This window comes from Plantactinospora sp. BB1 (genome assembly GCF_003030385.1).
GTDB lineage: Bacteria > Actinomycetota > Actinomycetes > Mycobacteriales > Micromonosporaceae > Plantactinospora.
The window spans coordinates 3,131,336-3,156,033 of sequence record NZ_CP028159.1 but is presented as its reverse complement, the minus strand read 5'-3'; the positions used below and the strand labels follow the sequence as shown (position 1 = coordinate 3,156,033).

Annotated in this window: 21 protein-coding genes, 2 tRNA genes and 1 pseudogene; 12 read left to right on the top strand and 12 right to left on the bottom strand. The window is 73.0% G+C overall.

Features of this window, described 5'->3' with window-relative positions:
- The first annotated feature begins 318 nt into the window (after window positions 1-318).
- Together C6W10_RS13710 and C6W10_RS13705 are read left to right on the top strand one after the other, a co-directional pair.
- Window positions 319-1,689 carry an ATP-binding protein gene (locus C6W10_RS13710; protein ID WP_107258406.1) on the top strand — a complete coding sequence of 457 codons (1,371 nt, stop codon included), beginning with the start codon at window positions 319-321 and terminating at the stop codon, window positions 1,687-1,689.
- Entirely contained in the window at window positions 1,689-2,906 is a 1,218-nt protein-coding gene (locus C6W10_RS13705) for a lipopolysaccharide assembly protein LapB (protein ID WP_107258405.1), read from the top strand. The genes C6W10_RS13710 and C6W10_RS13705 overlap by 1 nt, the downstream gene beginning before the upstream one ends.
- Window positions 2,907-3,008: 102 nt before the next feature.
- Here the strand turns inward: C6W10_RS13705 and C6W10_RS13700 are convergent, their stop codons facing one another.
- A complete protein-coding gene (locus tag C6W10_RS13700; protein WP_101371954.1) occupies window positions 3,009-3,230 on the bottom strand; it encodes a hypothetical protein in 222 nt (73 codons plus the stop codon).
- Between the two features lie 469 nt (window positions 3,231-3,699).
- On the opposite strand from C6W10_RS13700, the gene C6W10_RS13695 reads away from it, so the two are divergent.
- The 4 genes from C6W10_RS13695 (at window position 3,700) to C6W10_RS13680 (ending at window position 8,144) form a co-directional block, all read left to right on the top strand.
- A complete protein-coding gene (locus C6W10_RS13695; RefSeq protein ID WP_107258404.1) occupies window positions 3,700-4,545 on the top strand; it encodes a helix-turn-helix transcriptional regulator in 846 nt (281 codons plus the stop codon).
- Window position 4,546: 1 nt separating this feature from the next.
- Window positions 4,547-4,771, top strand: a complete 225-nt coding sequence (locus tag C6W10_RS13690) for a DUF397 domain-containing protein (RefSeq protein ID WP_107258403.1) — start codon at window positions 4,547-4,549, stop codon at window positions 4,769-4,771.
- A 143-nt stretch (window positions 4,772-4,914) separates the two neighbouring features.
- Window positions 4,915-5,502, top strand: a complete 588-nt coding sequence (locus C6W10_RS13685) for an HD domain-containing protein (protein ID WP_234358990.1) — start codon at window positions 4,915-4,917, stop codon at window positions 5,500-5,502.
- A 218-nt stretch (window positions 5,503-5,720) separates the two neighbouring features.
- A complete protein-coding gene (locus tag C6W10_RS13680) occupies window positions 5,721-8,144 on the top strand; it encodes an MMPL family transporter (protein WP_234361743.1) in 2,424 nt (807 codons plus the stop codon).
- Here C6W10_RS13680 and C6W10_RS13675 read toward each other — a convergent pair.
- The 5 genes and pseudogenes from C6W10_RS13675 to C6W10_RS13655 form a co-directional block, all read right to left on the bottom strand.
- Window positions 8,064-8,495 (bottom strand): annotated as a pseudogene (locus C6W10_RS13675) (DUF998 domain-containing protein); the annotation flags it as partial. The gene C6W10_RS13680 and the pseudogene C6W10_RS13675 sit on opposite strands and share 81 nt — an antisense overlap.
- A 264-nt stretch (window positions 8,496-8,759) precedes the next feature.
- The gene (locus tag C6W10_RS13670; protein WP_107258400.1) at window positions 8,760-9,800 is read right to left on the bottom strand and encodes an ROK family protein; all 1,041 of its coding nucleotides are present in this window, start codon (window positions 9,798-9,800) and stop codon (window positions 8,760-8,762) included.
- A gap of 130 nt (window positions 9,801-9,930) precedes the next feature.
- Window positions 9,931-11,082 carry a cystathionine gamma-lyase gene (locus C6W10_RS13665; protein ID WP_107263928.1) on the bottom strand — a complete coding sequence of 384 codons (1,152 nt, stop codon included), beginning with the start codon at window positions 11,080-11,082 and terminating at the stop codon, window positions 9,931-9,933.
- Window positions 11,083-11,108: 26 nt separating this feature from the next.
- Window positions 11,109-12,104 (bottom strand): NAD(P)H-dependent glycerol-3-phosphate dehydrogenase, encoded by a 996-nt coding sequence (locus C6W10_RS13660; protein ID WP_107258399.1) that lies wholly within the window; start codon window positions 12,102-12,104, stop codon window positions 11,109-11,111.
- Entirely contained in the window at window positions 12,101-12,823 is a 723-nt protein-coding gene (locus C6W10_RS13655) for a 1-acyl-sn-glycerol-3-phosphate acyltransferase (protein WP_107258398.1), read from the bottom strand. The genes C6W10_RS13660 and C6W10_RS13655 overlap by 4 nt, the downstream gene beginning before the upstream one ends.
- 245 nt (window positions 12,824-13,068) lie before the next feature.
- On the opposite strand from C6W10_RS13655, the gene cofC reads away from it, so the two are divergent.
- From cofC to C6W10_RS13630, 5 genes are all read left to right on the top strand, one after another.
- Complete coding sequence (gene cofC / locus C6W10_RS13650; RefSeq protein ID WP_199853930.1) at window positions 13,069-13,713, top strand: 2-phospho-L-lactate guanylyltransferase; 645 nt, start codon at window positions 13,069-13,071, stop codon at window positions 13,711-13,713.
- A gap of 92 nt (window positions 13,714-13,805) precedes the next feature.
- Window positions 13,806-14,003 (top strand): cold-shock protein, encoded by a 198-nt coding sequence (locus C6W10_RS13645; RefSeq protein ID WP_199853075.1) that lies wholly within the window; start codon window positions 13,806-13,808, stop codon window positions 14,001-14,003.
- Between the two features lie 258 nt (window positions 14,004-14,261).
- Window positions 14,262-16,484: an RNA degradosome polyphosphate kinase gene (locus C6W10_RS13640; protein ID WP_369938683.1), complete on the top strand. Its 2,223-nt coding sequence runs from the start codon at window positions 14,262-14,264 to the stop codon at window positions 16,482-16,484.
- A 68-nt stretch (window positions 16,485-16,552) separates the two neighbouring features.
- Window positions 16,553-18,082 (top strand): CYTH and CHAD domain-containing protein, encoded by a 1,530-nt coding sequence (locus C6W10_RS13635; protein WP_107258396.1) that lies wholly within the window; start codon window positions 16,553-16,555, stop codon window positions 18,080-18,082.
- Window positions 18,070-19,038, top strand: a complete 969-nt coding sequence (locus tag C6W10_RS13630; protein WP_107263925.1) for a bifunctional NUDIX hydrolase/histidine phosphatase family protein — start codon at window positions 18,070-18,072, stop codon at window positions 19,036-19,038. The genes C6W10_RS13635 and C6W10_RS13630 overlap by 13 nt, the downstream gene beginning before the upstream one ends.
- A gap of 223 nt (window positions 19,039-19,261) precedes the next feature.
- Here C6W10_RS13630 and C6W10_RS13625 read toward each other — a convergent pair whose 3' ends face one another.
- The 3 genes from C6W10_RS13625 to leuC all read right to left on the bottom strand — a co-directional run bounded on the left by C6W10_RS13625 (window position 19,262) and on the right by leuC (window position 22,069).
- Window positions 19,262-19,837 (bottom strand): HU family DNA-binding protein, encoded by a 576-nt coding sequence (locus C6W10_RS13625; RefSeq protein ID WP_107258395.1) that lies wholly within the window; start codon window positions 19,835-19,837, stop codon window positions 19,262-19,264.
- A 174-nt stretch (window positions 19,838-20,011) separates the two neighbouring features.
- Entirely contained in the window at window positions 20,012-20,599 is a 588-nt protein-coding gene (gene leuD, locus C6W10_RS13620) for a 3-isopropylmalate dehydratase small subunit (RefSeq protein ID WP_107258394.1), read from the bottom strand.
- Window positions 20,600-20,614: 15 nt separating this feature from the next.
- A complete protein-coding gene (gene leuC, locus C6W10_RS13615; protein ID WP_107258393.1) occupies window positions 20,615-22,069 on the bottom strand; it encodes a 3-isopropylmalate dehydratase large subunit in 1,455 nt (484 codons plus the stop codon).
- Window positions 22,070-22,118: 49 nt separating this feature from the next.
- Here leuC and C6W10_RS13610 point away from each other — a divergent pair, with 49 nt between their 5' ends.
- Window positions 22,119-22,805 carry an IclR family transcriptional regulator gene (locus C6W10_RS13610; RefSeq protein WP_101370253.1) on the top strand — a complete coding sequence of 229 codons (687 nt, stop codon included), beginning with the start codon at window positions 22,119-22,121 and terminating at the stop codon, window positions 22,803-22,805.
- Between the two features lie 745 nt (window positions 22,806-23,550).
- On the opposite strand, the gene C6W10_RS13605 is transcribed toward C6W10_RS13610, so the two are convergent.
- The 3 genes from C6W10_RS13605 to C6W10_RS13595 form a co-directional block, all read right to left on the bottom strand.
- A tRNA-Glu gene (locus C6W10_RS13605) sits at window positions 23,551-23,623 on the bottom strand.
- A gap of 83 nt (window positions 23,624-23,706) precedes the next feature.
- Window positions 23,707-23,781, bottom strand: a tRNA-Gln gene (locus C6W10_RS13600).
- Between the two features lie 103 nt (window positions 23,782-23,884).
- Entirely contained in the window at window positions 23,885-24,688 is an 804-nt protein-coding gene (locus C6W10_RS13595; RefSeq protein WP_107258392.1) for a fumarylacetoacetate hydrolase family protein, read from the bottom strand.
- Window positions 24,689-24,698: the final 10 nt, after the last annotated feature.

Here is a 24,698-nt window from a genome sequence, read left to right as displayed (position 1 = left end):
ACCTTTCGTTCGCGTCACCGCTGTGCGCTCATGTCACCGCTGGTCGCTGTCGTCGCTGGTCGCGGTCACACCGGGCGGGCACCGTCATTGGCAGACCCAACGGTGTTGCCGTCGCTCCTCGTGCGCTCACCGGGTGACCCTACTCTGCGTGGCCAACTCCCGGGTCCACACCCCTTTTCACCGTCGGGAAACCTCCGCCGCCGTGAGCGTGCCGAGCACAACGGGTAACCGGTGGCGTACCGATCCGCGAGGGTTCGCCGAGACCGGAGTTGCGGGTGTGTCGCCCCGGTGACGGGCGCCGTCTAGGCTGCTCGTCTTGTGACTTCCGATTCGGTTATCGACAGCCTGAGCGCGGCGGTCGGCGCGAGCCCGGACGACGTCCCGCTGCGGCTGCATCTCGCCGGGCTGCTCCTCGACGCCGGACGTCCCGCCGAGGCGATCGCGCACGTCGGGCAGGCCCTCGCCCGTAACCCCGCCGATCCCCAGGCACAGGCCCTGATGCAGCGGGCCCTGGGCGGCGGCACACCCGCGCCCGCCGCCGGCCGGCCGGTCTCCGGTACGCCAACCTCCGGTACGCCGGTCTCCGATGCGGCCTCGCCGGGCGCGGCGGCCGGTGCGGACGCCTCCGCCGGAGCGGTCGGCGGCACCGGGCCGGCAGCCGACCCACCACGCCCCGGCCAGCCGGGCGCACCGGGCCAGCCGGGTGACGATCCGCTCGCCGCCTACGAGCAGGAACTCGCCGACGTCGTACCGCCGCGCTTCTCACCGGCCGGAGACCAGCCCGAGCCGGTGACCGGGGACGCCGACCGGATGTTCGACGTCGAGGTCTCCACGATCCGGCTCGGTGACGTCGGCGGGATGACCGAGGTCAAGGAGCGGTTGGAGCTGGCCTTCCTCGGCCCGCTGCGCAACCCGGAACTGCGCAAGCTCTACGGCAAGAGCCTGCGCGGCGGCCTGATGCTGTACGGCCCGCCCGGCTGCGGCAAGACGTTCCTGGCCAAGGCGATCGCGGGCGAGATGGGGGCCAAGTTCATCTCGCTCTCCATCGTGGACGTGCTGGACATGTGGATCGGCAACTCCGAGCGCAACCTGCACGAGCTGTTCCAGACGGCCCGGCGCAGCGCGCCGTGCGTACTCTTCCTCGACGAGGTCGACGCGCTCGGACACAAGCGCTCCAAGGTCACCTCCAGCGGGATGCGGACGATCGGCAACCAACTGCTCGCCGAACTCGACGGCGTGGAGGGCAACAACGAGGGCGTCTTCGTGCTGGCCGCCACCAACACGCCCTGGGACGTGGACCCCGCGCTGCGCCGCCCCGGCCGCCTCGACCGGGTGGTGCTGGTACTCCCGCCGGACGCGCCGGCCCGGACCTCGATCCTCGAGTACCACCTGCGGGAGCGGCCGATCGCCAACATCGACGTACGCCGGATCGTCGCCGCCACCGACGACTTCTCCGGCGCCGACCTGGCGCACCTGTGCGAGTCGGCCGCCGAGTACGCGATGGCCGACTCGATCCGGCGCGGCGAGGTACGGATGATCGAGCAGCGCGACTTCGACCGGGCGCTCAAGGACATCCGCCCCTCCACCAAGCCGTGGTTCGCCACCGCCCGCAACGTGGCGATGTTCGCCAACGAGGGCGGCATGTACGACGACCTCGTCGGCTATCTGAAGCGGCGGAAGCTGCTCTGATGACCGCCGGGGTCGACACCGGAGGGGGTGGGCCCAGCGACGGTGCGGCCGGGGACGGGACCGCACCGTCGGCCGGGGGCGGCTCGGGCGCGGACCCCGGGACGGCACTGCTGGAGCGGGCGTTGCAGCTCGCCCAGGTCGGCCGGGTGAAGGCGGCGTACCCGCTGATCAACGAGGCGCTCCGGGCCGACCCGGGCGACAGCTACGCGCTCCAGGTGCTCGGCTACTGCTACCAGCGGGAGGGCCGCTGGGCGGACATGCTGACCGTGCTCGACATGGCGGCCCGGAGCCTCCCCGCCAGTCCGCAGGTGCAGCGGAACCGCTCCCTGGCGCTCCGCCAGCTGGGCCGGATCCCCGAGGCGCTCGCCGCCGCCGAGCTGGCCCGTACCCTCGATCCGGACGACGCCCGCAGCGAACTCGCCCGGGCCGAGGCGCTGCTCTGCGGTCGGGGTACCCGCACGGTGCTCGCCGCGCTGGCCGCGACCCGACGGGCCAGGGAACTCGACCCGGAGAGTGTCTGGGCGCACGTCACCGAGGGCAGGGTGCAGCGCCGGATGGCCGAGTTCGGTCGAGCCCGGGCGGCGTACCTGGAGGCGCTGCGGCTTGCCCCCGACGACCCGCAGGCCCTGTATCAGTTGGCCACCTTGGACAGTGATCGGGGCCGGGCGGTGCGCGCCTCGCCGGTGATGGCCGGGATGCTCCAGACGGTACCCACCGATCCGGTCGCGATCCGGGCCGCCACCGGGAACGCCCGCCGGGCGCTCTGGCTGCTGACCGATCTCGGCTGCGTCGTACTCCTGCTCGTGACGCTCCTGGTGGGGACGTTGCAGGATGTGGTCGACTCCCGGCCGCTCGCCGCGGCCAGCGGGTTGCTGGTGGTGCTGGCCGGCGCGGCCGGCGTCTTCGCGCTGCTGCGCTGGCGGTTCAACCGGCTCTCCGGGCCGACCCGCACGCTGGTCCTGGTCAACCGTTACCGGTTCTCCTTCGTCACCGCGCCGCTGCGGCTCGTCGCCCTGCTGCTCGGCATGCTGCTGATCACGCTCGACCCGCATCCGCCGACCGCTGTCGAGGTCGTCGGCGGGGCGTCGCTGATCGTGCCGCTGGTGACGCTGATCATCCGGTGGCGCAGCCGGGCCGCCGTCGAGGTGGGTCTGCTGGTCCGCCGCTGCTGGTTCCGGCTCCGCCGCCTCAACTCCGGCACCCGAACGCCGACCTGACCGGGCCCGAACGACGATCCGAACGACGGCCCGAACGGCGACCCGAACGACGGCCTGAGCGGAGGGCTCGGCGGTGGGACGGGTTCCGGGATCGGCGTCAGCTCAGCCGGCCAGTGATCGACGTCGGCCGACCGCGAGTACCTTGACCCGCTGCCGGCCCGCCCGCACCATGCCGAGGGCGGCGAAGGCGGCGGCGATCCGGTCCGCGGCCTCCCTGCTGGTGGCGCCGACGACCTGGCGGCGCCGCTCCGGCTCGATCCGCTCGTCCCGGCCCTCCTTGGTCAGTGGCCGCACGTCGGTGAGCACCACGAGGAACCGGGTCACCGTGACCGCCCCGGCCACCGTCGCGGATGGCTGCGCCGCCCGCGACCACTCCGAAGTCCGTGCCGGTCAGAGGCCACGGCGAGCCGCCTCCGGCTCGGCGGTCGTGCCGGCCAGCCCACCCCACCGGTCCCGGCACACGTAGGCCAGGTCGGCGTGGATCCACGCGTCCTCGTTGTCCCGCAACACTGGTCGCGCGCACCAGCGGCATCGGGAAACCCGAGGCCAGCACGGGGTCGCGGTCATCTGTCACCTCCAGGTCCGCTTGCTGGCGGGAGGGACACGGCGATCGGGTACGGGAAGGTCCGATCGCCGTGCGCCTCATTCCCCTTCGGTCACCCACAGCCACCGTCGACACGACCACCGGCGGTGAGGACGTGATGACAGATTGCCAGTTGTGAACGCGTGAATGCAACTCTCACGTACCTTCTCTCATGCACACATTCCCGGTTCCATGTGACAGGATCGATGCATGGCTCCGAAGTCGTTCCGCGCCCGCCGCCTCGGCATCGCCCTACGCCATGCCCGCGAGGCGGCCGGGCTCACCCTCGAACAGGCCGCCGACGAGATCAACAGCACCCGCAGCACGCTCTCGCGGTACGAGAACGCGCAGACGATGGTCAGCCCGGCCTCGGTACGCGCCCTGCTCACCCTCTACAGGCGGCCGGAGAGCGAACTGGAGGACATGGTGGCGCTCGCCAAGGAGGCCAGGAAGCAGGGGTGGTGGGTCCCGTACTCGTACATCCTGGACCGCCGCACCATCGACTTCATCGCCGTCGAGGCCGAGGCCACCGCGATCGCGAACTTCGAGCCCTCGGTCGTGCCGGGCCTGCTCCAGACCACGGAGTACATCCGGGCGATCATGCGCGGCGGCCCGCACACCCTCGGCGACGAGGAGGTGGAGCAGCGGGTGCAGATCCGGATCGGCCGGCAGGAGCGGCTGAAGGAGAGCGACCCGCCGATCTTCGACGCCATCGTCGACGAGGGCGCCCTGCTCCGCCCGGTCGGCGGGGAGGCCGTGATGGCAGCACAGCTGAAGAGCCTGCTCAAGATGTCCGAGCTGCCGAACGTCACCGTCCAGGTCATCCCGCTCAAGGCCGGCTACCACCGCGGTACCCGTGGCTCGCTGCACCTGCTCGAGTTCGCCGACCCGGAGGATCCGATCCTCGCCTCGGTGGAGACCGTCGCCGGACAACTGATCCTCGACCGGCCGCACGAGCTGCGCACCTGCACCAAGATCATGGAACACCTGCGGGCCGTCGCACTGAGTCCCGCGGAAAGCCGCGACACCATCAACCGCCTCCTGAAAGGACTGTGACATGTCACCGGAGACCACCGACCTGCTCGGCCGGGCCCCCTGGCGCAAGAGCAGCCACAGCGGAGACCAGGGCGCCTGCGTCGAGTTCGCCCTGCTCGCCGGGGCCGCCGACGACGTCGTGGCCGTCCGCGACTCCAAGGACACCACCGGGCCGGTGCTGATTTTCGCGCCGGCCGCCTGGACCGCATTCACCACCGCGCTGCCCGCCTCCCCCGTTCTCCCCTGACCCCGGGGGAGGTCGGCGGTCACCGAGCTGCGTCCCCCCGGCAAGGCTCGGCCCGCCCAGCTCCGGTGCCCCACGCCCCCTGCTCCGCCGGTCCGGGTCGGCGGTCAGGGGGCGTGGCGGTCAGTTGGCTACCCTTGACCGTCGTGACCGCCGCCCTGCACCGCGCCCTCGCCGACCCCGGCACGCCGCCGCTGCGGCCGCTCCCGCCGGAGGCCGCCGAACTGCTGCTCAGGTCGAACGCCCCGGCCCGGCTGGCCGCACACCTGCGCGCGGTGCACGACGTCGCGGCCCAGTTGCTCGACTGGCTCGGCCAGGACTATCCCGACCTCGTCGTCGACCACCGGGCGGTGTGCTTCGGCGCCGCCACCCACGACATCGGCAAGACCCGCCACCCCGAGGAACTCTCCGGGCCCGGGTCGCGGCACGAGCCCGCCGGGCGCGAACTCCTGATCGGGTACGGAGTCCAGCCGGCCCTGGCCCGGTTCGCCGCCAGCCACGCCCGCTGGGACTCCCCCGACACCACCATCGAGGAGTTGCTGGTCAGCCTCGCCGACAAGATCTGGAAGGGTCGACGCGAAGCCGACCTCGAAGACCGGGTCGTGGACCGGCTGGCCGCGGTCGGTGGGCAGCAGCGCTGGGCGGCGTTCCTGGCCCTCGACGACGTACTGGGTCGGATCGCCGAGGACGCCGACGCCCGCCTCGACTTCCAGGCCCGCTACCCCGTCGACTGACGAGGGCGACGACCGGCCCGCGCTCGGCCGAACCGCCGGACCGGTACGGGATCAACCACGCCGACCGGCGGGGTGTGGTCTACCGCAGCAGCCGGAGTGCGGCCGGCCGTCCCGGGGCGGATGGTGCGCCCCATGGTGGCCTCCGGGCCGGATTCCTAACGTCGGAGCAGACCCGAGACGGGTCCTGGATCACCCGACGGCGTTGAGGACTCCGACCTGTGAAACGAATTCCCCTGACCGTGCGGATCGGCCGGTGGAGCGCCACCCGCCCCCGGCTCGCCATCCTCGGCTGGCTGCTCTTCGTCGCCGCCTGTGTCGTCGGCGGCTCCGCCGTCGGCACCGTACCGGCGACCGGGGCGAACAGCCTGCACGGCGAACTGGCCCGGGCCGACCGGATCGAGCGGGCCGGCGAGTTCGCCGAGCCGCCGGTGACGGAGAACGTCCTGATCACGCCCTTGACCGGTCCGCTCGACCGGGACCGGGCCGACGCGGCGGCGACCGAGGTCGGCACCCGGATGCGCACCCTGCCGGAGGTCGCCGAGGTGCGGGCGCCGCTGCACGCACCGGACGGCACCGCACTGCTGGTCGAAGTGGTGCTCGCCGACCCGCCGGACGAGGAGGCGGACGCCGCCGAACGGCAGGTGCCGGCACTGCTGGCCACCACCGCCGAGGTCCAGCGGGAGTTTCCGGACCTGCGGATCGAGCAGATCGGGACCGCTTCGCTCGGCAAGGCCCTGACCGAGACGCTGGGCGCGGACTTCCTGCGGGCCGAACTGATCAGCGTGCCGGTGGCCCTGGGCATCCTGGTGCTCAGCTTCGGCGCGCTGATCGCGGCGGGCGTACCCGTGCTGCTGGCGCTCTCGGCGGTCGCCGCCGCGTTCGGGCTGGCCGCCTTCGCGTCGCACGTCTTCCCCGCCGGAGAACTGGTGAACAGCATCATCCTGCTGATCGGGATGGCGGTCGGGGTCGACTACTCCCTGTTCTACCTGCGACGGGAGCGCGAGGAGCGGGCCCGGGGCCGGGACCACCGCAGCGCGGTCGAGATCGCCGCCGCCACCTCCGGACACGCGGTACTCGTCTCCGGGCTGGCGGTGATGGTGGCGATGGCCGGGCTCTACCTGGTCGGTGAGAACACCTTCAGCTCGATGGCGACCGGTTCGATCCTGGTGGTCGGGGTCGCGATGCTCGGCTCGCTGACCGTACTGCCGGCCGTACTGGTCACGCTGGGGCGGTGGGTGGACCGGCCCCGGGTGCCGTTCCTCGGCCGCCGGATCGAGCGGGCCGGCCGGAGCCGGTTCTGGTCCGCGGTACTCCGGCCGGCGCTGCGCTGGCCGGCACCGACGCTGCTGGTCGCCGTACTCGCGTTGCTGGCCCTCGCCGCCCCGGCCCTGGACATGCGGCTCGCCCGGCCGACCTCCGCGGACCTGCCGCGCTCCATCCCGATCCTGCGCGGCTACGACCGACTGGCGGCGGCGTTCCCCAGCAACGATCTCGGCACCAGCCACACCGTCGCGATCCGCACCGGCGCCGGGCACGGCGCGGAGCTGGACCGGGCGCTGACCGAACTCGGCGCCCGGCTGGGCGACGCCGCCGGCTTCGCCCACGACCGGCAGCCGACGGTACGGCGCTCCGCCGACGGCCTGGTCCGGCTCGTCTCGGTGTACGTGGCCGGTCCGGCCGGCAGCGACGACGCGGTCCAGACGCTGCGCCGGCTCCGGGCCGAGCTGTTGCCGGCCACCGTCGGCCAGGTGCCGGGAACCGAGTACGCGGTCGCCGGCCGCACCGCCAGCAGCCAGGACTTCCTGGACCAGATGTCGGACTCGCTGCCCTCGGTACTCGGCTTCGTCCTCGCCGTCACCTTCCTGGTGATGCTCGGCAGCTTCCGGTCCGTACCGGTGGCGTTGACCTCGATCCTGCTCAACGCCCTCTCCGTCGCCGCGTCGTACGGGCTGCTGGTGCTGGTCTTCCAGCACTCCTGGGCGGAGGACCTGCTCGGCTTCCAGAGCAACGGCGCCGTCGTCTCCTGGCTGCCGCTGATGCTCTTCGTCATCCTCTTCGGACTCTCGATGGACTACCACGTCTTCGTGGTCAGCCGGATCCGCGAGGCGGTGCTGCACGGCGTGCCGACCCGGGACGCCATCGAACGCGGAATCGTCTCCTCCGCCGGCGTGGTGAGCAGTGCCGCGATCATCATGGTGGCGGTCTTCGCGGTCTTCGCGACCCTGTCGATCCTGGAGTACAAGCAGCTCGGGGTCGGCCTCGCCGCCGCGATCCTGATCGACGCCACCGTCATCCGCGGCCTCGTGCTCCCCGCCCTGATGCGGCTGCTCGGCGAGGCGAACTGGTGGGCACCGCGCTGGCTGCGGGGGAACGGGCGGCCGCCGGCCGGCCCGGCAGCGGCACCGACGATGGAGCTGGCCGTGGTCACACCGCGACGCCGCCGGGCCCTGCTAGCGGGTCGACACCGCCCGGGACCGGTTGCCGGCGACCCGGTGCAGCCTGGCCACCAGCACCGCGAGCAGGGCCAGCTCGACCACCACCAGGATCCGCTCGACCAGCCCCATCATCACCCGGCCGCCGGGAAACGCGACGTAGTAGAGCGCGATCAGCGCCAGCACGCTGGTCACCGCCAACGCCCGTAACCGGCGTACGGCGTCCCGCCAGCGCACGTCGGCGGCGAGCCGGCGGATCGCCAGCAGCGTCGCGAGCGGCAGGGCGACGAAGGCGGCGACCGAGACGTACCGGTGCACGTAGCCCTGGGTGGTCAGCTCGACCGTTCCGAGCGGATCGGTCGGTACCAGTGCCGAGGCGATCAGCCCCAGGCACCAGACCAGCAGCAGCGCCTCGGCGGGGCGGCCCACCCTGACCCGGGCGGCCCGCAACGCCAGCGGTACGGCCAGCGAGGTGACCCCGAGGATCAGGATCGCGAGGTTCATCGGCCAGCCGTTGTTCGACACGGCGTAGTCGCTGATGGTGAGCGACAGCGGGCTCATCCCGGGGTCGGGGGCGAGGTGCGCCGCGACGCCCAGGGCCGCCGTCAGGCACATGCCAAGCGCCGCGAGCAGGGTCAGCGGTCGGGCGGTCCATGGCTGCGGTAGGGGTCCGGACATCATGTGACCAGCGTCGTCGCGCCGGCCCGGCGCCGAATCCGGCGCGATCCCGGACCGATCCCCGGCTTCCGCGACCCTGAGCCGATCAGGGTCGGGTTGCCCCTACCCCCGGAACTACCCCCAGCACCATCGACAACAGCGGGCGGATCACCGGGCGGGGTTGACCGTGCCGTCCAGCAGCTTCAGCGCGGCGATGGCGGCGCCCCGGGCCCCGGCCATGTCGAGATCCGGCACCAGCGCGAACCGGGCCCGTTCGGCCTGCTCGGCCCGGAGCGTGGTGTGTTCCCGGACGGTGGCCAGGAACCAGTCCCGGAACTCGGGCGTCGCCTCCACCACACCACCGCCGACGAAGTACCCGTCCGGGTCGGTGAAGTTGGCGGCGATGGTGAAGAGCCGGCCCAGGGCCATCGCCTGCTGTTCGAAGATCCGCAGCGCCATCGGGTCGCCGTCCACCCCGTACGACCGGACCTGCTTGGCGGCGCCCACCGGGTCGAGTTCGGCCAGCGGGTGACCGGCGAACCGGCCCAGCCAGTACGGCAGCAGGTTGCGCCGGATGCCGGTCAGCGAGGCGACGCTCTCCACGTCACCGACGAACCCACAGTTGCAGGCCGGCACCGGCTGCCCCTCGGCGAGCAGGCCGAACATCGGGATGTGCACGTGCCCGAGTTCGCCGGCCATCCCGGCGGTACCGGTCAGCACCTGCCCGCGTACGACCACACCGCCGCCGAGTCCGGTCCCCACGATGGCGGAGATCGACGACCGCTGCCCGGCGTCGGCGCCGAAGTAGGAGTGGTGGGCGTAGAGCGCTGCCGCGTTGCCGTCGTTGTGGTAGACGACCGGCAGGCCGAGCCGGCGTTCGAGGGCGCCGCGGATGTCGAAGCCGCGCCAGGCCGGCTGGGAGAAGTTCGTCGAGCCCTTCGACGAGATGACCCCGGTGGCGCTGGCCGGCCCCGGGGTGTCCAATCCGACGGCCAGCACCCGCTCCGGCCGGGTGCCGGTACGCGCCAGCACCTGTGCCATCGACGCCGCCAGCGCCTCGACCGCCGCCTCCGGCCCGTCCAGCACCCGGCACGGGGTCTCGACCAACTCGTCGACCAGGAACCGCCCGGTCGCGTCCAGCACGGTGGCGTTGTTGCTGTTACCGCCGTTGTCGAGCCCGACCACGACCGGTACTTCCGAGTTCGTCATGGTGCGCCTCCCCGGTACGCCGGCCGGCCCCCGGACCCCGATCCCGGCGTCGCCAGCCGACCGATGTGCATACCCTGCCGCACCCGAACCAGTCCCGCACCCCCCGGCCGTCCGACTCGGGCCAGCGACGCTATCGGCCGCCGGCCGCGTCCAGCGCGGCGGTCAGGTCGGCGACCAGGTCGGCGGTGTCCTCGACCCCGCAGGAGAGCCGGACGAATCCGGCGGAGACGCCGTCGCCCCACTGGGCCCGCCGGTCCGCGCTGGTGTGCAGGCCGCCGAAGGAGGTCGCCGCGAAGACCAGCCGGCTCGCGGCCAGGAACCGCGCCACCCGGTCGGCGTCGCCGAGGTCGAAGGCGACGATCCCCGGCACCCGCCGCAACTGCCGGCTGGCGATCGGGTACGCCGGGTCGTCGCCGAGCCCCGGCCAGCGCAGGCCGGCCACGTCGGAGCGGGCCCGCAGGACCGCCGCCACCGCCGCCGCGTTGGCGCTCTGCCGGGCCAGCCGCAGGTCCAGTGTGGCCAGTGACCGGTGTGCCAGCCAGGCGTCGAAGGCGCCCGGGATCGAGCCGGTGGTGGTCCGCCAGCCCAGAATCGTCTCCAGCAGTGCCGCCGTCCGGCTGGCCACGTAACCGAGCAGCAGGTCCGAGTGCCCGGTCAACGCCTTGGTGCCGGAGGCGACCACCAGGTCGGCGCCCAGGTCCAGCGGCCGCTGGCCGAGCGGTGTCGCGGTGGTGTTGTCGACCGCCAGCAGGGCACCGGCGGCGTGTGCCCGGGTCGCCAGCTCGGCGATGTCGCAGACGTCCAGGCCCGGGTTGGCCGGCGTCTCGACCAGCACCAGGCGTACGCCGTCGAACGACGGGTACGGGCCGGCGGTCGGTACGAAGTCGACGCGTACCCCGATCCCGCGCAGTGTCTCGGCGGCGAACGCCCGCACCGGGAAGTACCCGTCGGTGGGGAGCAGCACGGTGTCACCGGGGCGCAGCACCGAGAGCAGCACCGCCGTGATCGCGGCCTGCCCGCTGGAGAAGGCGAGACAGTCCCCACCCTCCAGCTCACCGATGGCCGCCTCCAGCAGGCGCCGGGTCGGGTTGTCCGGCCGGCCGTACCCGTTCGGGCTCGCCTCCGGGCCGACCGCCGGGTCCAGGTGGTAGGGGGCGGCGAAGACCGGCCCGGGCAGGAACGGCTGTCCGGGTACCGGCGCCGGCAGACCGGCGTGCACGCTCCGGGTGCCGTCGCCGTAGTCCGGCCGGGTGCCGTCGCCGTGGTTCGGCTGGTCGGGCATGGTCTCCCCCCGTCGATCGGTCGCGGTCACTCGGGCCTCGGCTTCCGGCTCATCAGGACGGCCATCGCGGCGTGCGGGTCGGCGCCCTCGTGGCAGACCCGCTCGACCTGCTCGGTGATCGGCATCTCCACGCCGTGCGCCCGGGAGAGATCCCGGATCGCCAGGCAGCTCTTCACCCCTTCGGCGGTCTGCCGGGTCGCGGTCTGCGCCTGCTCCAGGGTCTCGCCCCGGCCCAGGTGCTCGCCGAAGGTCCGGTTCCGGGAGAGCGGCGACGAGCAGGTCGCGACCAGGTCGCCGAGGCCGGCCAGGCCGGCGAAGGTGAGCGGGTCGGCGCCGAGCGCCACGCCGAGCCGGGCCGTCTCGGCCAGCCCCCGGGTGATCAGGGTCGCCCGGGTGTTGTCGCCCAGCCCCATCGCGGTGGTGATGCCGTAGGCGAGCGCGATCACGTTCTTGACCGCCCCGCCCAGCTCGCAGCCGATCACGTCGTCGTTGGTGTACGGGCGCAGGTACGGCGTGTTGACCGACGCCTGCACCAGGGTCGCCCGGTCGGTGTCGGTGCAGGCGACCACGGTCGCGGCCGGCTGCTCGGCGGCGATCTCGGCGGCCAGGTTGGGGCCGGAGACCACGACGACCCGGTCCGCCGCCACCCCGGCGGTCTCCACGATCACCTCGCTCATCCGCTTGGTGGTGCCGAGTTCGATCCCCTTCATCAGCGATACCAGCGTGGAGTCGGGTTCGAGGTGCCCGGCCCACTCGGCGAGGTTGCCGCGCAGCGTCTGCGCCGGCACCGCCAGCACCACCAGGTCGGCGCCGGTGATCGCCTCGGTGGCGTCGGCGGTGCCGCGTACCGCCGCCGGCAGCCGGAGTCCGGGCAGGTAGTCGGGGTTGGTCCGGGTGCTCCGCAGCGCCTCGGCCACCGCCGGGCGGCGGGCCCAGAGGAGCACGTCCCGGCCGGCGTCGGCGAGCACCTTGGCGAAGGCGGTACCCCAGGAACCGGCGCCGAGCACGGCGACGTGGCTCATGCCCGGTCCTCGGTACGCCGATTCGCCTGCGCCGACCAGAGCGGCGGGGGTGTCTCGCCCCGGACCTCGGCCAGCATGTCGCGCAGCCGCAGCATGATGGTGTCGGTCATCTCGTCGAGTACCGGCTTGCTCGGCACCGCGCCGGCCCACCGGCTCAGGTCCACCGGCGGACCGGCGACCACCGTCACCGGGGTACGCGGCCGGAGGCTGACCTTCTTCGTCCGGGGGTCGAAGATCCGCTGTGGCCCCCAGGTCACGATCGGCACCACCGGGGCGCCGGTGGCCAGGGCGAGCCGGGCGGCACCGGTCTTGCCGCGCATCGGCCACAGCTCGGGCTCCCGGGTGGTGGTCCCCTCCGGGTAGATCACGACGGCGGCGCCGGAGCGGACCGCCCGGTCCAGCGCGTCCAGCGACCGGGCCGCGTCGACGGTGCCGCGCTCCACCGGAATCTGCCGGCACTTCAGCAGGATCTTGCCGATCACCGGCACCTTGAAGACGCTCGCCTTGCCCAGATAGCTGGGCCAGCGGCCGGAGTCGTAGATGAAGTGGGCCGAGACCAGCGGGTCGAAGTGGGAGAGGTGGTTCACCACGATGATCAGGCCACCGGACGACGGGAGGTGTTCCATGCCGCGCCAGTCGCGGCGCGTCCAGACGGTCAGCACCGGCTTGACCACCGAGACGGCGAACCGTCGCCAGAACCCGAGCCTGCGCCGTGTCACTGTGCCTCCTCGTCGTCCAACCCTGGCGCGGCCCGGCCGGGGCGCCACCCGGGCGTCCCGGCTCGGGTGGCGAGGTGACACCGCCCGTGCCCACCCCGGTCCGGCCCGCCACCGACCCGGGCCCGGGGTGCCGCCGCCCGCAGCGAAATCATGCCTGTTCGCCCCGGGTACGGCCAGCCAGGGGTATCCGCCGGCCGGCTGGGCCACCCGCCGGGCGACCGCCGGCGAACTGGCAGGATTGTCGCGTGGCAGAGCGGAACTGGACCGTGGTGGTGCCGGTCAAGCGCCTCGGGTCGGCGAAGAGCCGGCTGCGCGGGGCGCTCGACGGCGTACCGCACGAACTGCTCGCCCTGGCGCTGGCCGAGGACACCGTCGAGGCCGTACTCGGCTGCCCGGCCGTCCGGGAGGTACTCGTGGTGACCGGTGACCCGGAGGCGACCCGTACCCTGGGCCGGCTCGGCGCCCGAATCGTGCCGGAGCCGCCGACCGCCGGGCTCAACCCCGCGTTCGCCCGGGGCGCGGCGGTCGCCGCCGACGGGCCGGTCGCGGCGCTCACCGCCGACCTGCCGGCGCTGCGCCCGGCCGAGCTGGCCGAGGCGCTGCGGGCCGCCGGCGGGCCACCCGGGGTACGCAGCTTCGTCGCGGACGCCCCCGGCACCGGCACCGTACTCCTCACCGCCGCCCCCGGCGCGACGCTGGACCCCCGGTTCGGCCCGCACTCGGCGGCCGCGCACGCCGCCTCCGGCGCCCGGCCGCTCACCGCCGCCTGGCCGACGCTGCGCCGCGACGTCGACACCCCGGCGGACCTGCGGGCCGCGGTCGCGCTCGGCCTCGGCCGGCAGACCGCCGCGCTGACCCGGCGGGCGACACCGGCCGGCGCCCAGCGCTGAGGCGCGGCCCGACCGGCGGGGAACGACACCGCCGCCGGTGCCGCCGCCCGAGGCCGACGCACCGTCTTCCCGACCGGTGTACGGTGCTGGGCATGCAGGGCACGGTGGCCGACTACGACCCGCAGACCCGCACCGGCACGCTGCTGCTCGACGACGGCACCCGGGTCAGCTTTCCGGCGACCGCGTTCGACGCCTCCGGCCTGCGGCTGCTCCGCCTCGGCCAACGGGTCCGGCTGGAGCACGACGAGACCGGCACGCTGGTCCGGATCACGCTGCCGACCTTCCCCTGATCCGCTCGGGCAAAGTTCATTTTCGGTTAACCACCACCGGGGAATGATGGGGTGGTGAGCACCCCACCGTCCCGACGCCCCCGCCCCGAGCGCAAGGCACGGCCCGCCGGGCACACCGACCGCGACCCGGCGGGCGAGCCGGACGGCACCGTCGAACCGGACACCGTCGCCGAACCGGACCGGTCGGCGGCGCTGGACCAGGCGGCCGACTCGGCCCGCGCCGCAGCCGGCGGCCCGGACCGCAGCCCGGCGACCGGCCTGGCCGGCAACCCGGAACAGGGCCGGCGCGGCGTGCCGGCCACCGGGCCGGGCAGCGCCATCCCGGAGAGCGGCCTGGCCGCCCGCCCCGAGAGCACCGAACCGGCCGCCGAACCCGCCGCAGCACCGGCCGGGCCGCTGCCACCGGACCGCTTCCTCAACCGGGAACTCTCCTGGCTGGATTTCAACGCCCGGGTGCTGGCCCTGGCCGAGGACCCGGACACCCCGCTGCTGGAGCGGGCCAAGTTCCTCGCCATCTTCGCCAACAACCTGGACGAGTTCTACATGGTCCGGGTCGCCGGGCTGAAGCGACGGTTGCAGGCCGGGCTGCCGGTGAGGGGCGGCGACCGGATGCCGCTGAGCACCCAGCTCGAACGGGTCTCCCAGCGCGCCGCCGAACTGGTCGCCCGGCACGCCGCGTGCTTCGTCGACGAGGTACGCCCGAAGCTCGCCACCGAGGATGTCGCGGTACTGCACTGGGGCGAGCTGCCGGTGGCGGAGCGGCAGCGGCTGCGGACGTACTTCCGGGAGCAGATCTTCCCGGTGCTCACCCCGCTCGCCGTCGACCCGGCGCACCCGTTCCCGTACATCTCCAGCCGGTCGCTGAACCTGGCGGTGGTGGTACGCGACTCCGACGGCGGCTCGGAACTCTTCGCCCGGGTGAAGGTGCCGAACAACGTACCCCGGTTCGTCCGGGTCGAGCGGGACGTGCCCGGCTACCGGTTCCTGCCGGTGGAGGACCTGATCGCGGCCCACCTCGACCAGCTCTTCTCCGGCATGCAGGTGGTGGAGTGCCACCTGTTCCGGGTCACCCGCAACGCCGAGGTGGAGGTCGACGAGGACCGGGACGAGGATCTGCTCCAGGCCCTGGAACGGGAACTCGCCCGGCGCCGCTTCGGCCCGCCGGTACGCCTGGAGGTCGCCGCCTCCGTCTCCGACCACGTCCTCGACCTGCTCGTCCGGGAACTCGACATGGACAGCCAGGACGTGTTGCGGGTGCCGGGGCTGCTCGACCTGACCGCGCTCTGGCAGGTCTACAACGAGTCCAACCGGCCCGAGCTGAAGGACCCGCCGTTCGTGCCGGCCACCCATCCCCGGCTCGCCGAGGGTGAGGTGCCGCGCAGCGTCTTCGCCACCCTGCGCGACGGTGACATCCTGGTGCACCACCCCTACCACTCCTTCTCGACCAGCGTGCAGCGCTTCATCGAGCAGGCCGCGGCCGACCCGAACGTGCTGGCCATCAAGCAGACCCTCTACCGCACCAGCGGGGACTCCCCGATCGTCGACGCGCTGATCGACGCCGCCGCCGCCGGCAAGCAGGTGGTGGTGCTGGTGGAGATCAAGGCGCGCTTCGACGAGGTGGCGAACATCGGCTGGGCCCGGGTGCTGGAGCGGGCCGGCTGCCACGTGGTCTACGGCCTGGTCGGGCTGAAGACGCACTGCAAGACCGCGCTGGTGGTCCGGCAAGAGGGCAACCAGATCCGCCGGTACTGCCACATCGGCACCGGCAACTACCACCCGAAGACCGCCCGGCTCTACGAGGACTTCGGCATGCTCACCGCCGACCCGGAGATCGGGGCGGACCTGACCGACCTGTTCAACGTGCTGACCGGGTACAGCCGGCAGACGTCGTACCGGCGGCTGCTGGTGGCGCCGCAGGGCATCCGGCGCGGCCTGATCGAGCGGATCGAGGGTGAGATCGACCGGGCCCGGGAGGGCCGGCAGGCCCTGGTCCAGTTCAAGGTCAACGCGTTGGTCGACGAGGCGATCGTGGACGCGCTCTACCGGGCCTCCCGGGCCGGGGTCCGGGTCGACCTGCTGATCCGGGGGATGTGCACGCTGCGGCCGGGCGTACCGGGGCTTTCGGAGAACATCCGGGTCCGCTCGATCCTCGGCCGCTTCCTCGAACACTCCCGGGTGTTCCGGTTCGGCAGCGGGGAGGCCGGGGCCGGCGGGTCGGACGGCGCCGTCGAGTTCTGGATCGGCTCCGCCGACCTGATGCACCGCAACCTCGACCGCCGGGTGGAGGCGCTGGTGCAGGTGACCGATCCGGCCGCCCGGGCCGCGCTGGACGAGTTGCTGACCGCCGCGATGAGCCCGGAGGTCGAGGCGTTCGACCTGGCCGGGGATGGCTGCTGGACCCGGCGCAAGGGCAGCCCCGAGGCACCGTTGGTGAACCTCCAGGAGGCGCTGCTGGGCCGGGTCGCCGGAGAGGCCAAATGAGCGGCGGGGCGGTGCGGTGGCGGCGGTGGACGGTCGGCCGGGCCGACATCCCGGACTAGGCTTGGCCGATGGTGGAGGAGGAGCGGAAGTACGACGTCGATCCGGAGTTCACCCTGCCCGACCTCGCCGGAGTCGTGCCGGACGGCGTACGGGTGGTGGAGCTGCCCCCGGTGACGCTGACCGCGACCTACCTCGACACCACCGACCTGCGGCTGGCCCGGGCCGGCGTGTCGCTGCGGCACCGCAGGGGTGACGAGCTGCCCTGGACGGTGAAACTTCCCGCCGACAGCCCCGGGGTACGCCACGAGATCTCCCGTACGGGCCGGCCGAAGAAGGCGCCGGCCGAGCTGCTGGCACTGGTCACCGCCTACTCCCGGGGCGCGGAACTGCGACCGGCCGCCGTGGTCCGCACCGTGCGCCGCGCCTACGAGCTGCGCGACGACACCGACCGGCTACTGGTCGAAATCGCCGACGACTCGGTGCGGGTGTTGGACGGCAAGCAGGTCCGGTCGACGTTCCGCGAGGTCGAGGTGGAACGCAAGGACGGCGACCGGGAACTGCTCGACGTGCTGGAGCCGGCGCTGACCGGCGCCGGTGCCCGGCGCGGTGACTTCACCCCGAAGCACGTCCGGGCGCTCGGTCCGGCGGCCGAGGCCGCGCCCGACCTGGTGCCGCCGGGCGAGCTGCCCGAGCGGCCCAGCGCCGGTGACGTGGTCACCGCGGCGATCCGCCGTGGCGTCGGCCGGGTGCTCGCACACGACCCGCTGGTCCGGTTGCGGGCACCGGTCGGCGACGACGACACCGCCGTACACCAGATGCGGGTCGGCTGCCGCCGGCTCCGCAGCGACCTGCGGACGTTCGGGCCGCTGGTCCGCGACGCGTGGGCCAGGTCGCTGCGGGACGAACTGAAGTGGCTGGCGGGGGTGCTGGGGCAGGCCAGGGACGCCGAGGTGCTGCGGGCCCGGCTCTCCGGTACGGCCGCCGCCGACCCGCTCAGCCCGCTCGACCCGGCGGCGGTGGCCCGGATCGACCGGGTACTCGCCGAGCGGCACGCCGAGGCGCTGGCCGCCGTCGACGAGGCGCTCGGCTCGACGCGGTACCACGCCCTGGTCGAGGCGCTGGTCGATGCCACCCGGGCCCCGCAACTGACCGCCAGGGCCGACGGGCCGGCCGCCAGGGTGCTGCCCCGGCTGGTCGCCCGGCCCTGGCACCGGCTGACCGACGGCGACGACGGGGTCGACGGCGCCGCCGACCTCGACCCGGACGCCCCGGACGAGCGCTGGCACGCGGTACGCATCAACGGCAAGCGGGCCCGGTACGCCGTCGACGCCGTCGCCGGGGTGCTCGGCGGTGACGCGGCGAAGCTGGCCAAGGCGCTGGCGAGGGTGCAGAACCTGCTCGGCGAGCACCAGGACGCGGCGGTCGCCGCGCAGACCTGGCTGTCGATCGCCGAGCGGGACCCGGGCGACCATGCCGTGGCCGTCACCGCCGGCCGGTTGGCGGAACGGGAACGGGCCGCCGTCCGTGCCGCCCGGGCGGCCTTCCCGGACGCGTGGCGCCGGGCGAGCCGGAAACGGCGGACGGCATGGCTGGGGTGACCCCGGTCCGGGCGGCGGGTGGCGTGGTCTGGCGGCACTGCGACGACGGCGTACGGGTCTGCGTGGTGCACCGCCCCCGCTACGACGACTGGTCGCTGCCGAAGGGCAAGTTGGACCCGGGGGAGCATCCGCTGACCGCCGCGGTACGCGAGGTGGCCGAGGAGGCCGACGTGCACGGGGTACCGGAGGTGCGGCTGCCCCCGGTGCACTACCGGATGCGCGACGGTGCGCCGAAGACGGTCGAGTTCTGGTCGATGCGGGCCGTCGGCAGCGGCGGTTTCCAGCCGGAGACCGAGGTCGACACCGTACGCTGGCTGCCGCTGGCCGAGGCCCTCCGGCTGGTCAGCTATCCGCACGACGTCCGGGTGCTGGAGGACTTCGCCGCCCTGCCGCCGGTGAGCGCGGTGCTGGGGCTGGTCCGGCACGCCCCGGCGGGCAGACGGGGCACCTGGTCCGGGCCGGACACCGCCCGGCCGCTGGACGCCGCCGGGCTGGCCCAGGCCCGGGATGTGGCCGGACTGCTCGCGCTGATCCGCCCGGTACGCCTGCGTTCGGCGGCGCCCCGGCGCTGTGTGCAGACGCTGCAACCCCTGGCCGAACTGCTCGACCGGCCGATCGAGGTGGATTCCGCGTACGACGAGCCGAAGCCGGGGCAGGACGCCGAGGAGAACGCCCTGGCCGCCGCCGGAGCCCTGCTCGAACTGGCCCGGGCCGGCGAACCGGCGGTGGTCTGTAGCCAGGGGAAGGTGATTCCGGAGGCGTTGGCGTGGCTGGCCGCCGCATCGGCCGCCTCGACCGGACCGGCCGCCTCGACCGGTGCCGTCCCGCTTCCCGGCTCGGCGGAGGACTTCCGGACCAGGAAGGGCACCGGCTGGCTGCTCGCCTTCAGCGGTGACCGGCTGGTCGCCGCCAGCCGGCTGGACGGCGCGGAGCGCCTCGCCGCCATCGCACCCTGACCCGGGCCGTCGCCCGGCCGGGCAGCGCGGGCTCTGCGGGAACGGCCGCCGCACTGGTACCCCGAGGGTCGGTCTCGGGGTTTCCGGCCGTCCACGGGCCGCTGAGCGGCGCCAACGCCCTGTCGACGGCGGAGGACCGCCGCCGTCGACCCCGGATTTCGGTGCCGGACAACGTGAAGGGCGCCTCCGGACGAGCCGGAGGCGCCCTGGCGGTACCCGATTCTCAGCGCTTGGCGGCTTTCTTGGCCGGAGCCTTCTTGGCCGTGCTGGCCTTCTTGCTCGCCGTGGCGCGGGTGGACGTGCTCTTGGCCGCCGTCGACTTCTTCGCCGCCGTCGTCTTCTTGGCCGTGGTGGCCTTCGTGCCGCCGGTGGCCTTCTTCGCCGGAGCCGTCTTCTTCGCCGCCGCCTTCGTGGCGGTCGTCTTGGCGGGCGCCGCCTTCTTGGTCGTCGTCTTCTTGGCAACGGTCGACTTGGCCGTCGACGCCGTGGCGGACTTCTTCGCCGCCACGGTGTTCTTCGGGGCCTTGCCGCTGGCCACCATCTCCTTGAAACCGGCGCCCGGCCGGAAGGCCGGAACCGATGTCTTCTTCACCTTCACCGATTCGCCGGTGCGGGGGTTGCGGGCTGTTCGAGCACCGCGCACGCGCTTTTCGAACACCCCGAACCCGGTGATGGCGACCCGGTCCCCCTTGGTGACCGCCGCCTGGACCTCCGCGAGGACCGCGTCGAGCGCCGACGTCGCCGTCTTCCGGTCCCCCAGACGAGCGGCGAGAGCCTCGATGAGCTCGGCCTTGTTCACGACTTCCCTCCCAATGTGCAACTGGACTCAACGCGAGCCATTCTGCGCGCACGGTATGCCCTGTGCCACCGGGACACAAACATCTGCTCGAAAAAACCCATTGTGTCGCAACGGATTCGCCCCCGCCGGACGAACCGGCGGGGGCGAAAACGACTGTGCGGTCGGCGGTTCGGCCTATGCCACCACAGGCCGGAAGGTGGATCGCCGGCCCTCGTACGCGGTGATGTCGGCCTCGTGCCGGAGGGTCAGTCCAATGTCGTCCAAGCCCTCCATCAGCCGCCAGCGGCTGAAGTCGTCCATCGGGAAGGACCAGGTGTCCTCCCCTGCCCGGACCTCCCGGGCGGTCAGGTCGACCGTGATCCGGGCCGTCGGGTCGGACTCGACCAACTCCCACAAAGCCTCGACGGCCTTCAATTCAAGCTCGACCGGCAGGAGCCCTTCCTTGAGCGCGTTCCCCCGGAAGATGTCTCCGAAGCGGGGAGCGATGACCGACCGGAACCCCCAGTCGCGCAGCGCCCACACGGCGTGCTCCCGGGAGGAGCCGGTGCCGAACTCGGGGCCGGCCACGAGAATCGACGCCCCGGAATATGAAGAATCGTTGAGTACGAATGTCGGGTCCTCCCGCCAGGCACTGAAGAGGCCGTCGGCGAAGCCCGTCCGGGTCACCCGCTTGAGGTACACGGCGGGGATGATCTGATCGGTATCCACGTTGGACCGGCGCAGCGGAACCGCCGTACCGGTGTGCACGGTGAACTTGTCCATCTCAGGTCAGCCCCTTCACAGGTCGGCCGGCGCGGCCAGCCGGCCCACCACGGCGGTGGCGGCGGCGACCGGTGGCGAGACCAGGTGGGTACGCCCGCCCCGGCCCTGCCGGCCCTCGAAGTTACGGTTGGAGGTCGAGGCCGAGCGCTGGCCCGGCTTGAGGGTGTCCGGGTTCATGCCCAGGCACATGGAGCAGCCGGCGAACCGCCACTCGGCGCCCGCCTCGGTGAAGATTCGGTCCAGCCCCTCCTGCTCGGCCGCCTCGCGGACCGCCGCCGAACCGGGTACGACCAGCATCCGCACGTTGTCGGCGACCCGGTGCCCGCGCAGCACGTCGGCGGCGGCCCGGAGGTCCTCCAGCCGGCCGTTGGTGCAGGAGCCGACGAAGACGACGTCCACGGGTACGTCCCGGAGCCGGGTGCCGGGCTTGAGGTCCATGTATTCCAGGGCCCGCCGGGCGGCGGCCTGCTCCGCGTCGGTGACGAAGTCCTCCGGGTCGGGCACGGCGGCGTTCAGCGCGGTGCCCTGGCCCGGGTTGGTGCCCCAGGTGACGAACGGGCTGATCCGGCCGGCGTCGAGCACCACCTCGCTGTCGAAGGTCGCGCCCTCGTCCGTCGGCAGGGTGCGCCAGTATTCCAGCGCCGCGTCCCAGTCCGCGCCCTGCGGGGCGTTCGGCCGCCCCTTCAGGTACGCGAAGGTGGTCTCGTCCGGGGCGATCATCCCGGCCTTGGCACCCCACTCGATGGACATGTTGGCGATGGTCATCCGGCCCTCCATGGAGAGCCCGCTGATCGCCTCGCCCCGGTATTCGACGATGTGGCCGCGACCGCCGCCGGTGCCGACCTGGGCGATCAGCGCCAGCACCAGGTCCTTGGCGGTGACCCCGGGGGCCAGCTCGCCGACCACGGTCACCGCCATGGTCTTGGGGCGGATCTGCGGCAGGGTCTGGGTGGCGAGGACGTGTTCGACCTCACTGGTCCCGATCCCGAAGGCCAGCGCGCCGAACGCGCCGTGGGTGGCCGTGTGTGAGTCGCCGCACACGATGGTCAGGCCCGGCTGGGTCAGGCCGAGCTGTGGCCCGATCACGTGCACGATGCCCTGGTTGTCGTCGCCGAGCGGGTGCAGCTTGACCCCGAACTCGGCGCAGTTGCGGCGCAGCGTCTCGATCTGGGTCCGCGAGGTTGGGTCGGCGATGGTGAGCAGGTCACCGCGCCGGGACCGGAACGACGGATCGTCGTAGCCGGTCGGGGTGTTGTGGTCCTCGGTCGCGAGCGTGAGATCGGGGCGGCGGACCTTGCGATTCGCCATCCGCAGCCCGTCGAAGGCCTGCGGGCTGGTCACCTCGTGCAGCAGGTGCAGGTCGATATAGAGCAGATCCGGCTCACCGTCAGCGGATCGCACCACGTGAGCATCCCAGACCTTCTCGGCCAAGGTCCTGGGCGAGGACGGCTCTGGAGTGACTCCCACCATCTGGACATCCTAAATTCTGGGAGGTAGGTTTCGGCTTGTGGGACACAGTATGAGCGGTGTCGGCGTTCTCGACAAGGCGGTGGTCATCCTGGCCGCCTGCGTCGACGGCGCCAGCCTGGCCGAACTCGTCGATCGCACCAAGCTGCCCCGGGCCACGGCCCACCGCCTGGCCCAGGCCCTGGAGATCCACCGGATGCTGGTCCGGGACACCCAGGGACGCTGGCGCCCCGGGCCGCGCCTGGGCGAGCTGGCGAACGCCGCACCCGACGTACTGCTGACCGCGGCCGAGCCGCTGCTGTCGGCGCTGCGGGACGCGACGGGCGAAAGCGCCCAGCTCTATCTGCGCCGGGCCGACGAGCGGATCTGCGTCGCCGCCGCCGAGCGGGCCAGCGGGCTGCGCGACACCGTGCCGGTCGGCTCGGTACTGCCGATGACGGCCGGTTCCGCCGCGCAGATCCTGCTCGCCTGGGAGCCGCCGGAGGCGGTCATGCCACTCCTCCCCCGGTGCAAGTTCACCGGCCGCACCCTGGCCGAGGTACGCCGCCGGGGCTGGGCGCAGAGCGTCGCCGAACGGGAGGCCGGAGTGGCGAGCGTCTCCTCGCCGATCCGGGACCGCACCGGACGGGTGATCGCCGCGATCAGCATCTCCGGGCCGATCGAGCGGCTCGGCCGACGTCCCGGCGACCGGCACGCGATGGCCGTGGTACGCGCCGGCCAACGCCTGAGCGGCCTGTAACCCGAATCGTTGCCGGCGGCTGCCGCCGCGCCGGTCGACGCCGCGCCGTGGCCCCGGACGACCGGCACCCACCCGACGGGTCGACGCCCAGCCGGCGGCCGCCGACCTCCGCCGCCGGGGAGACTCTGCCGAGCAGACTGTCGAGCTGCCCCGTCCACGCACCCAACCCGCCCCAGACCCAGCCGACAGGTGGCCAGCAGACGTCGCGGTGACCACGTGCGTGTCCGGGCAGCCGTGCGTGGCCTACCCCCACCCGACCGTTGCGGGGACCCGGCCGACGAATCGGCCAGGGCGCCCCGTCTGTGCACCCAGCTCGACAGTCTGCGCAGCGGGGGTCATGTTCGGAGTAGGTCGCCGAGATCTCCCCGCCGCGCTCCCGGTAGTCGAAGACGGTCGCGGCCCCGACCTCGCCGCGGCGCCGAGGCACGGCGGCGAGGCACGGCGACGAGGCACGGCGGCTTACGGCCGTTGCGCCGCCGGCCGGAGGGGCGGATCGGCATGCGCGAACGCAGGCCACCGCAGAGCATCCGGAAGACCAGCTCGTTTGCGGTACGAGGTCAGGGGCGGTGTGCGATGCTCGACATCGGGAGCCGGCCCGACGGCCCGATCGGCCGAGGAGTCCCGACGCGGACGCCGAGGCCAGGGCAAGGCAGGGCAGGTCGACGGCACGCGCAAGGGCGCGGCCCCGGGTGGCGTACGAACGAGAAACGGCCCGCGCCACCTGAGTGACGCGGGCCGTCGGTCGTAGCCCCGACCGGATTCGAACCGGCGCTACCGCCTTGAGAGGGCGGCGTCCTAGGCCGCTAGACGACGGGGCCAGGACTTTCCTCTTTGTTGACCTTGCGATCAACGCTGCTGAACTCTACCAGAGACCAGCTACCGTTGCCCTTTCGGGTTTCGGTGGCTGGGGTACCAGGACTCGAACCTAGACTAACTGAACCAGAATCAGTCGGGCTGCCAATTACCCCATACCCCATCGGTGCTCGTCGCACCGAAAGCGAACTTTACCGGACCCGGTGGTGGAGACCAAATCGGGTCGGTACCGGGCGACGGCGTGCCGCCGTCGCCCGCACCGGACCTCAGTCGAGGGTCACCACCGGGTTCGACAGTTCGCCGATACCGCCGATGCGGACCGTGACGGTATCCCCGTCCACGATCGGACTAACCCCCGCCGGAGTGCCGGTCAGCACCACGTCGCCCGGGAGCAGCGTCATCACGTGGGAGACGTAGGAGACCAGGGTCGCGACGTCGAAGACCATGTCCCTGGTCCGGCCGAGCTGGCGTACCTCCATCTCGTCGGCACCCCGACCCACCTCGCAGCGGACCTCGACGTCGCTGACGTCGATCCCGGTCGAGATCCACGGGCCGAGCGGGCAGAACGAGTCGAAGCCCTTGGCCCGGGTCCACTGGCCGTCCGCGCGTTGCAGGTCCCGCGCGGTGACGTCGTTGGCGCAGGTGTAGCCGAAGATGGCCTGGGCGGCGGCGGCCCGGTCGGCCCGACGCGCCCCCGGCGGCCCGATCACCACGGCCAGCTCGGCCTCGTGCTCGACCTGCTTGGACTGGGCCGGCAACCGGATCGCGTCCCGGGGCCCGATCACCGAGGTCGACGGCTTGAGGAAGAGCAGCGGCTCGGCCGGTACGTCGTTGCCCAGCTCGGCGGCGTGCTCGGAGTAGTTGCGGCCGACACACACCACCTTGCTCGGCAGGATGGGCGAGAGCAGCCGGACGTCCGCCAGCGCCCAGCGGGCGGTGGTGAACCGGATCTCGCCGAACGGGTGGCCCTCGATCTCGGCCACCGTCAGGCCCTCGGGGCCGCCCTCCGGGTCACCCTCGACCACGCCGAACGACATTCCCTTTGCATGAGCGAAACGAGCGATACGCACGCCGCCAATC

What these genes read in the sequence shown, in the direction of transcription:
- C6W10_RS13660 (WP_107258399.1), bottom strand. Translation starts at nt 12,104, where the DNA reads ATGAGCCACGTCGCCGTGCTCGGCGCCGGTTCCTGGGGTACCGCCTTC.
- C6W10_RS13635 (WP_107258396.1), top strand. Translation starts at nt 16,553, where the DNA reads ATGGTGGAGGAGGAGCGGAAGTACGACGTCGATCCGGAGTTCACCCTG.
- leuD (WP_107258394.1), bottom strand. Translation starts at nt 20,599, where the DNA reads ATGGACAAGTTCACCGTGCACACCGGTACGGCGGTTCCGCTGCGCCGG.
- C6W10_RS13610 (WP_101370253.1), top strand. Translation starts at nt 22,119, where the DNA reads ATGAGCGGTGTCGGCGTTCTCGACAAGGCGGTGGTCATCCTGGCCGCC.
- C6W10_RS13665 (WP_107263928.1), bottom strand. Translation starts at nt 11,082, where the DNA reads ATGCCCGACCAGCCGAACCACGGCGACGGCACCCGGCCGGACTACGGC.
- C6W10_RS13695 (WP_107258404.1), top strand. Translation starts at nt 3,700, where the DNA reads ATGGCTCCGAAGTCGTTCCGCGCCCGCCGCCTCGGCATCGCCCTACGC.
- C6W10_RS13630 (WP_107263925.1), top strand. Translation starts at nt 18,070, where the DNA reads ATGGCTGGGGTGACCCCGGTCCGGGCGGCGGGTGGCGTGGTCTGGCGG.
- C6W10_RS13645 (WP_199853075.1), top strand. Translation starts at nt 13,806, where the DNA reads ATGCAGGGCACGGTGGCCGACTACGACCCGCAGACCCGCACCGGCACG.
- C6W10_RS13705 (WP_107258405.1), top strand. Translation starts at nt 1,689, where the DNA reads ATGACCGCCGGGGTCGACACCGGAGGGGGTGGGCCCAGCGACGGTGCG.
- leuC (WP_107258393.1), bottom strand. Translation starts at nt 22,069, where the DNA reads ATGGTGGGAGTCACTCCAGAGCCGTCCTCGCCCAGGACCTTGGCCGAG.
- C6W10_RS13670 (WP_107258400.1), bottom strand. Translation starts at nt 9,800, where the DNA reads ATGACGAACTCGGAAGTACCGGTCGTGGTCGGGCTCGACAACGGCGGT.
- C6W10_RS13690 (WP_107258403.1), top strand. Translation starts at nt 4,547, where the DNA reads ATGTCACCGGAGACCACCGACCTGCTCGGCCGGGCCCCCTGGCGCAAG.